Raw genomic sequence first — 7,385 nt, 5'->3', positions numbered from 1 at the left:
TGACAATTTGGGAAGTATTGCCCAACGCTTTGGGATGACATTGTCAGAGATCCAATCACTGAATAACATTAGCAACCCAGATAAAATTCAAGTTGGTCAAGTATTGAAAGTTTACGCTAGTAGCAATTCTGGTAGTGGTGGTTCCACACGAAAAACGACCACTTATACTATTAAATCTGGTGACAATTTGGGAAGTATTGCCCAACGCTTTGGGATGACATTGTCAGAGATTCAATCACTGAATAACATTAGCAACCCAGATAAAATTCAGGTTGGTCAAGTATTGAAAGTTTACACTAGTGGAAATGATTCTGATAGTGGTGGTTCCACACGAAAAACAACCACTTATACTGTTAAATCTGGTGACAATTTGGGAAGTATTGCCCAACGCTTTGGGATGACATTGTCAGAGATCCAATCACTGAATAACATTAGCAACCCAGATAAAATTCAGGTTGGTCAAGTATTGAAAGTTTACACTAGTGGAAATGATTCTGATAGTGGTGGTTCCTCACGAAAAACAACCACTTATACTGTTAAATCTGGTGACAATTTGGGAAGTATTGCCCAACGCTTTGGGATGACATTGTCAGAGATCCAATCACTGAATAACATTAGCAACCCAGATAAAATTCAAGTTGGTCAAGTATTGAAAGTTTACACTAGTGGAAATGATTCTGATAGTGGTGGTTCCTCACGTAAAACAACCACTTATACTGTTAAATCTGGTGACTATTTAGGAAGTATCGCTCAACGCTTTGGGATGACATTGTCAGAGATCCAATCACTGAATAACATTAGCAACCCAGATAAAATTCAAGTTGGTCAAATATTAAAAGTTTATGATAATGGTAGCGACGATGAGACTAAAGATAATGGTTCGACTCCAGATAAAGGAGATGGTGGTAAATCTGTATCTTATGTAACCGAGAGCCAGTTAAATCAAATCGGATGGTCAAGCTCGTTTATTTCAAAAGCTATGTTGGAAGATTTGAATAGTTGCTTAGAAAGATACAACATTACAACTAGATCGAGACTTTGCCATTTTATTAGCCAGTGTAGTCATGAATCCGGAGCTGGTCGATGGAGAAAAGAATTAGCATCTGGCAGAGCGTATGAGGGACGCAAAGATTTAGGTAATACTCAACCAGGTGATGGGCCAAAATATAAAGGAGCAGGTTATATTCAATTAACAGGGCGTTATAACTACTCACGATTCTCCAATGCAATTGGTGATCCTAAAGTTATAAGTCTAGGTGTTGATTATGTAGCTGATAATTATCCATGGAGTAGTGCTGGATTTTGGTGGCATTCAAACAATATGAATGCATTGTGTGACACTAATCCATCAGTTGAAGCAGTAACACGAAGAGTTAATGGCGGTTACAATGGATTAGAAGATCGTAGAATGTATTATAACAGATGTATTAAAGTATTCTAATTAATAGTATAAAATAGGACTTAACAGAGGGGCTGTTCAATGTATTGATGAACTGCCCCTTCTTTTGAGAAATGTTTGGCATTTTGATTTCATTAGTAGCGATTCCGATTAATGAATAACCATTATGTCAATAAGTCGCTTAATTTTTTTATCGTCGCCTGTATCAACGTACACTTTTTTTGTATTTTTAATAATATTCTCAGTCACTTTCTTCATTACGCCTTGATCTAAATTATCAGAGGAATCCCAGCGTAAAGGAACATTGTATACATTAATCGTACCATCCCCATTGCCACTATAAGTTACTGATCCATCCACTAATCGAGAACCTGCTAACTGGATAACATCTTCTGGATAGCTGGCACTCTTATCATCGTTAGGATTTATTGGTTCACCAGCCGAAATATGTCGAACATTTAATTCATCTATCTTCTGGTTTGCTCCAAGTTGCAGCCAAACTCGGGCATATTCGACTTTTTCAGAAGAGTATTCTGCCAGTATATTGTCACTTTCGCCTTTTGTCTCATGTCTCCCTTCAGAGGTTTCATTCGATTCCTCCGTTGAGGATTCTTTTGAAGAATTTTTATCCGAGTCTTTTGTTACAGACTCTTTAGTAGAATTTTCATCCGCACCTTTTGTTACAGGTTCTTTTGAAGAATTTTTCTCTGAACCCTTTGTTACAGATTCTTTTGAAGAATTTTCATCTGAATCTTTTGTTACAGATTCTTTTGCTCCTGTTGACTCCGATTCATTCTTGCCTATTTGGTTGCTATCTTCAGTCTCATCATTATTTTCTTCAGATTGTAAAGTAGATTCATTATCTGAAGGATTGTTTGTTTCTTCTTTCTTACTACCCGTACATCCAACGAGCATTAAGATGAGCAGCAGTAGGATAACATTACAATAAAAAATCTTTCTAAGTTTCTTCATTATCTCAATCCTCTCCTTCAACCAACAACATACCATATAGGAAAAACATGTCAAGTATCATCAAACCTAAAAGAGTATACTTTAGGGTTTGATACTGGGTATAATGACCTAATAACCTCCATTATTAAATAAAAAATAACAATAGTCGTTAAGTTAGTTGGCTACAAATAGCCTCTAGCTGTTATTTAAATGGGTGCCTTTACCTTTCTATGTTTGATACTTATAAATCACCATTCGAGACTTTTTTCATTTAACTCTTATTGGGGTATTTTCCTTTTGGCCTACCATATCATGTTGAAGTAGCTCCATTGCCGTTTCTGTGTACCTGAAAATAAAAAATTGAGTGAAGGTTTATATGCTTAAAACTCTCTATAATGCATAGTTTGCATTTGTTTAAATCCCGCTGACAAATTTCTATCATTTAATTACTTGATTACTGCTTATTAAAACAGTCTTCTGTAATTAAGTATAAATCCTTTAAAAACGTCTGAAAGGGGATTTTTTGGTCTTTGGAAGCAACAAAAAATCTTAAGCAGGGAGTCGGATAGAACATTCATCCTTACCTCCATGTACTGCTGTGTGTGCTGACGTTCACCAATTCTAGCCGGCTTGCTTTCGAGGAGAGATAGGGCTGTCCGTGGATTGTAATCGCCGTTTTATTTGTTCGTGCTTTCGTGCTGACTGCGATAATCGGTTTTAGGCAGTATATCTTCGTTTATACTTTGCTATTCACGCAGGGCGATTAGCCAATGCTGGGCAGGCGGTTAAAGGAAATGATGTCAAGTATGTTTAAAACACATAGCAGGTCAGTTGGAAAAAGCGGAGCGCCTTTTTTGCTGGCTTCAAATGGAGGAACTGCTAACAGAATCGGGGTTTACAGGTAAAGCGCGGTTCTTCAATGCTTATGCGATTGGCGGATGATTTGCAGTAAAGGATGGAGATTCATGTTGAAGAGCATATTGTCATTATTAGCGGTTATGGACATGTTGGCTCCCTCGTTATGTTTGATGAGGTCTTTTTTGTAAGCAGATGTCGCTACGGCAATTGATGTATTAGAATCTTCAAGGGATGAGACAAAATAAGAAATTCTTATTTTGTCTTTTTTAATAAAAATTTATTTTTCAAATATTTCAGTTATAATGGTTGGGAAACAGATAGGAGGGGCAAAGATGTATCAATCAAAGAAGGTTTTGTTGTTAGGTTCAGGTGAGTTAGGAAAAGAGGTAGTGATTGAAGCCCAGCGTCTTGGGGTACAGACGGTGGCAGTTGACAGTTACGAGCATGCTCCGGCGATGCAGGTCGCGCATAACAGTTATGTCGTTGATATGCTGGACCGCGAGCAGATCAGAACCATCATTGAGAAAGAAAAGCCGGATTTGATTGTGCCTGAGGTTGAGGCGATTGCGACAGATGAATTGCTGAAGCTTGAAGAGGAAGGATTTCACGTCATCCCGAATGCGCGTGCGGCAAAGCTGACGATGGATCGGGAAGGCATCAGACGGCTTGCGGCGGAGACGCTCGGACTTGCGACGGCTGGCTATGAATTTGCGAATACATATGATGAATTTATACAAGCGGCAGCTCAGATTGGTTTTCCTTGTGTCGTTAAACCATTGATGAGTTCTTCTGGAAAAGGCCAAAGCGTATGCCGCTCTGAAGCGGATTTAGAGAGCTGCTGGGAGACGGCGATGGAAGGCGGACGTGTGAAAAACGGACGCGTAATCGTTGAGGAGTTTATCCCATTCGAATCAGAAATTACGCTCTTAACCGTACGTGCGGTGAATGGCACGACATTTTGCGAGCCGATCGGTCATGTGCAAAAGGACGGAGACTATATCGAATCATGGCAGCCGCATCATATGACGGAGCAGCAAATGGAAGAAGCCAAGCATATTGCAAAAACCATTACCGATGAGCTTGGCGGGTACGGCCTGTTTGGCGTGGAACTGTTCCTTGCGAAGGATAAAGTGTATTTCAGTGAGGTGTCTCCTCGTCCGCATGATACGGGTCTTGTCACGTTGGTGACGCAAAATTTGTCGGAATTCGCGCTGCATGTCCGGGCGATTCTCGGCTTTCCGATTACAGAAATCACACAGCTATCTCCTGGCGCCAGCCGTCCCCTCAAAGCACCGGAAGAATTAGCGGATTACACTGTTGGAGGACTGGAAAACGCACTGGAAGTTCCAAAGACACAAGTTCGCGTCTTTGGTAAACCGATAACGAAAGCCGGACGCCGTATGGCGGTTGCGCTTTCTGCGGCGGATACAGTTGAAACAGCAAGAGAGAATGCAAAGAAAGCATTGGATCAGCTATCTATAAAATAGAGTTTAAGTGGGCCTTGTCTTGACAAGGCCTGTTTTTTTCATTCCCGATAAAAGTTTTATCATAAGAAACGGAAACGTGATTATAATGTAAAAGTCTTCCATCTGTTAGGGTGGTTGACACAAAAGGAGGGAGATGACAAAATGAAATTAGTTCCAACATTCAGAAAACGATGGTTCTCTTACTTAACGGTTTTGTGCTTGGTATTGGCAGCGGCGGTATCTTTTGGCGTACCGGCAAAAGCGGCAGAGAACCCGCAAATTTCTGTATCGAATACCGGTAAAGAAGCTGATGCCACGAAAAACCAAACGTCAAAAGAAGAACAGGTTTCCGCCCCTTATGAGGGAACCGGGAAAACAAGTAAATCGCTTTACGGCCAAACGGAACTGGAAAAAAACATTCAAACCTTACAGCCTTCAAGTATCATCGGAACCGATGAACGCACCAGAATCTCCAGTACAACGTCTTTTCCTTACAGAGCAACTGTTCAACTGTCAATCAAGTATCCCAACACCTCAAGCACTTATGGATGTACCGGATTTTTAGTCAATCCGAATACAGTCGTAACGGCTGGACATTGTGTGTACAGCCAGGATCACGGATGGGCTTCGTCGATAACCGCTGCACCAGGGCGCAATGATTCCTCATATCCTTACGGAACTTATTCAGGCACGATGTTTTACTCCGTCAAAGGATGGACGGAAAGCAAAAACACCAATTATGATTACGGAGCTGTTAAATTAAACGGTTCTCCGGGAAACACGGTTGGCTGGTACGGCTATAGGACAACAAACAGCAGCAGTCCCGTGGGCCTTTCCTCGTCAGTGACAGGATACCCGTGTGACAAGGTATTTGGCACGATGTGGTCTGATACAAAGCCGATTCGCTCTGCTGAAACGTATAAGCTGACCTATACAACCGATACGTACGGCTGCCAAAGCGGCTCGCCTGTGTATCGAAACTACAGTGATACAGGGCAGACAGCTATTGCGATTCACACGAACGGGGGATCGTCATATAACTTGGGAACAAGGGTGACGAACGATGTATTCAACAATATTCAATATTGGGCAAATCAATAAATACAGCAAACTAGCTATTTTCATGTCTATTTTGTTTTTATGCGGATGCAGTTCACAGACGCATTCTGCTCAGAAAGAAACGGCTATTCCTGTCACTCTTCATGTGGAGGATGCCAAGGGGCTGCCCGTCGAAGCGGTTCAAGTGACGATTGTCAAAGCACCGGTCTCAGACCAGGAGCCGAGTACAGAGATTGGCGAGATACTCGGTAAAACAGATAAAAACGGAGACATCAAATGGGATACAGAAAAAAAAGGTGACTACTCAGTCGCATTGACGAAGGGGGAAACATCAGTAACCCATCACATCTCAATAACAGAGGATAAAAAAGATAAGATCATTCCTTTAGTTTTCAAAGAATAGGCGGTTTTCCTGATTTTAAGGGAAATTGCCTTTTTTTATTTTTACAGGAAGACAAGATATATACTGGAAATTTATAATATGAGATAATAAGAAATAGGTATTTTTTCTTACGAGACAAAAGGGGCATTATCCTTTATTTTATATCAATCAAACCCGGAGGAAAAAGAAGAAGATGACACAAGATTCGATGCAGCTTGCCGCGGCTGAAAGCGGCCTTCGCTTTTACCAGGCATATGATCAAAGCCTTTCTTTGTGGCCGATTGAGTCGGAAGCATTATATGTTTCTACTCGTTTTGGAAAAACACATATTATTGCAAGTGGGCCAAAGGACGCACCTTCGCTCATTTTGCTTCACGGGGGCCTCTTCAGCTCTGCTATGTGGTATCCGAATATCGCGGAGTGGAGCAGTCAATATCGTACATATGCGGTCGATATAATAGGAGACAAAAATAAAAGTATCCCATCAGCTGCTTTGGATACGAGAGCTGATTGCGCAGAATGGCTGAAAGACGTCTTTGATTCTCTTAGACTTGAGACGGCACACCTGGCAGGCCTTTCGCTTGGCGGATCCCATATCGTGAATTTCTTGCTCCAAGCGCCTGAAAGAGTAGAGCGGGCGGTTGTTATGAGTCCCGCTGAAGCATTTATTTCATTTCATCCGGATGTCTATAAATACGCTGCAGGGCTTACAGGATCAAGAGGAGCTAATGCATATATTAAGTGGATTACCGATAGCCGTTATGATCTGCATCCTGTGCTGCAAAGACAAATTGTAACGGGCGTGGAATGGCAGGATGAACAAAGAAGCCTGAAGCCGACAGCAAATGGCTTTCCGTACGTGTTCACAGACCGGGAATTAAAATCGATAACGGTCCCGATACTTCTGATGTTCGGTGAGTACGAGGTCATGTACCATCAGCAAATGGCTTTAGAACGGGCTTCAGTATTGGTGCCGGGAATTCAGGCTGAAATCGTAAAGAACGCAGGACATCTGTTATCTCTGGAGCAGCCAGAGTACGTCAATCAACGCGTCTTGTCCTTTTTAAGCGGGGAATAATATAGTAAGAAACATGAAAAGATTGGCATTCATTGTTCAAAAGGTAACAAATGTTGTATAATAATAGAATTTGAGTGCTGCTTTTTTGGGGGCATTCTATGTTATCATGCTTAGTAGAGAAAATTTTTCCTGTAACGCTATTCGATCCATATCGTCGAATGAGATAGATGGTTTTACAATTGGAGGTTTGGT

General features: G+C 41.3%; 6 protein-coding genes. 5 read left to right on the top strand and 1 reads right to left on the bottom strand.

What is annotated here, in order from left to right; genetic code table 11:
* Positions 1-1,441: LysM peptidoglycan-binding domain-containing protein (locus AC0DBE_RS11785; RefSeq protein ID WP_472962227.1), on the top strand; the 1,441-nt coding region annotated here is incomplete at its 5' end.
* 108 nt (positions 1,442-1,549) lie between these two features.
* Here the strand turns inward: AC0DBE_RS11785 and AC0DBE_RS11780 are convergent.
* Positions 1,550-2,371, bottom strand: a complete 822-nt coding sequence (locus AC0DBE_RS11780; RefSeq protein WP_014112491.1) for a lipoprotein — start codon at positions 2,369-2,371, stop codon at positions 1,550-1,552.
* A gap of 1,169 nt (positions 2,372-3,540) precedes the next feature.
* Here AC0DBE_RS11780 and purT point away from each other — a divergent pair.
* The 4 genes from purT to AC0DBE_RS11760 all read left to right on the top strand — a co-directional run bounded on the left by purT (position 3,541) and on the right by AC0DBE_RS11760 (position 7,193).
* Positions 3,541-4,695, top strand: coding sequence for a phosphoribosylglycinamide formyltransferase 2 (gene purT / locus AC0DBE_RS11775; RefSeq protein ID WP_472962225.1), 1,155 nt, complete (start codon positions 3,541-3,543; stop codon positions 4,693-4,695).
* 141 nt (positions 4,696-4,836) lie between these two features.
* Positions 4,837-5,775: an extracellular metalloprotease Mpr gene (gene mpr / locus AC0DBE_RS11770; RefSeq protein ID WP_072181575.1), complete on the top strand. Its 939-nt coding sequence runs from the start codon at positions 4,837-4,839 to the stop codon at positions 5,773-5,775.
* On the top strand, positions 5,738-6,136 hold the full coding sequence (locus AC0DBE_RS11765) for a YbfJ family protein (protein ID WP_472962223.1): 399 nt from the start codon (positions 5,738-5,740) through the stop codon (positions 6,134-6,136). Before mpr ends, AC0DBE_RS11765 begins: the two co-directional genes overlap by 38 nt.
* Positions 6,137-6,308: 172 nt before the next feature.
* Entirely contained in the window at positions 6,309-7,193 is an 885-nt protein-coding gene (locus AC0DBE_RS11760) for an alpha/beta fold hydrolase (RefSeq protein ID WP_072181576.1), read from the top strand.
* The last annotated feature ends 192 nt before the right edge of the window (positions 7,194-7,385 follow it).

The organism is Bacillus sp. VA15 (genome assembly GCF_055721145.1).
This window is presented reverse-complemented; position numbering and strand designations above follow the sequence as displayed.

Coding starts and splice junctions, on each gene's coding strand:
- AC0DBE_RS11780 (WP_014112491.1), bottom strand. CDS start 2,371: ATGAAGAAACTTAGAAAGATTTTTTATTGTAATGTTATCCTACTGCTG.
- purT (WP_472962225.1), top strand. CDS start 3,541: ATGTATCAATCAAAGAAGGTTTTGTTGTTAGGTTCAGGTGAGTTAGGA.
- mpr (WP_072181575.1), top strand. CDS start 4,837: ATGAAATTAGTTCCAACATTCAGAAAACGATGGTTCTCTTACTTAACG.
- AC0DBE_RS11765 (WP_472962223.1), top strand. CDS start 5,738: ATGTATTCAACAATATTCAATATTGGGCAAATCAATAAATACAGCAAA.
- AC0DBE_RS11760 (WP_072181576.1), top strand. CDS start 6,309: ATGACACAAGATTCGATGCAGCTTGCCGCGGCTGAAAGCGGCCTTCGC.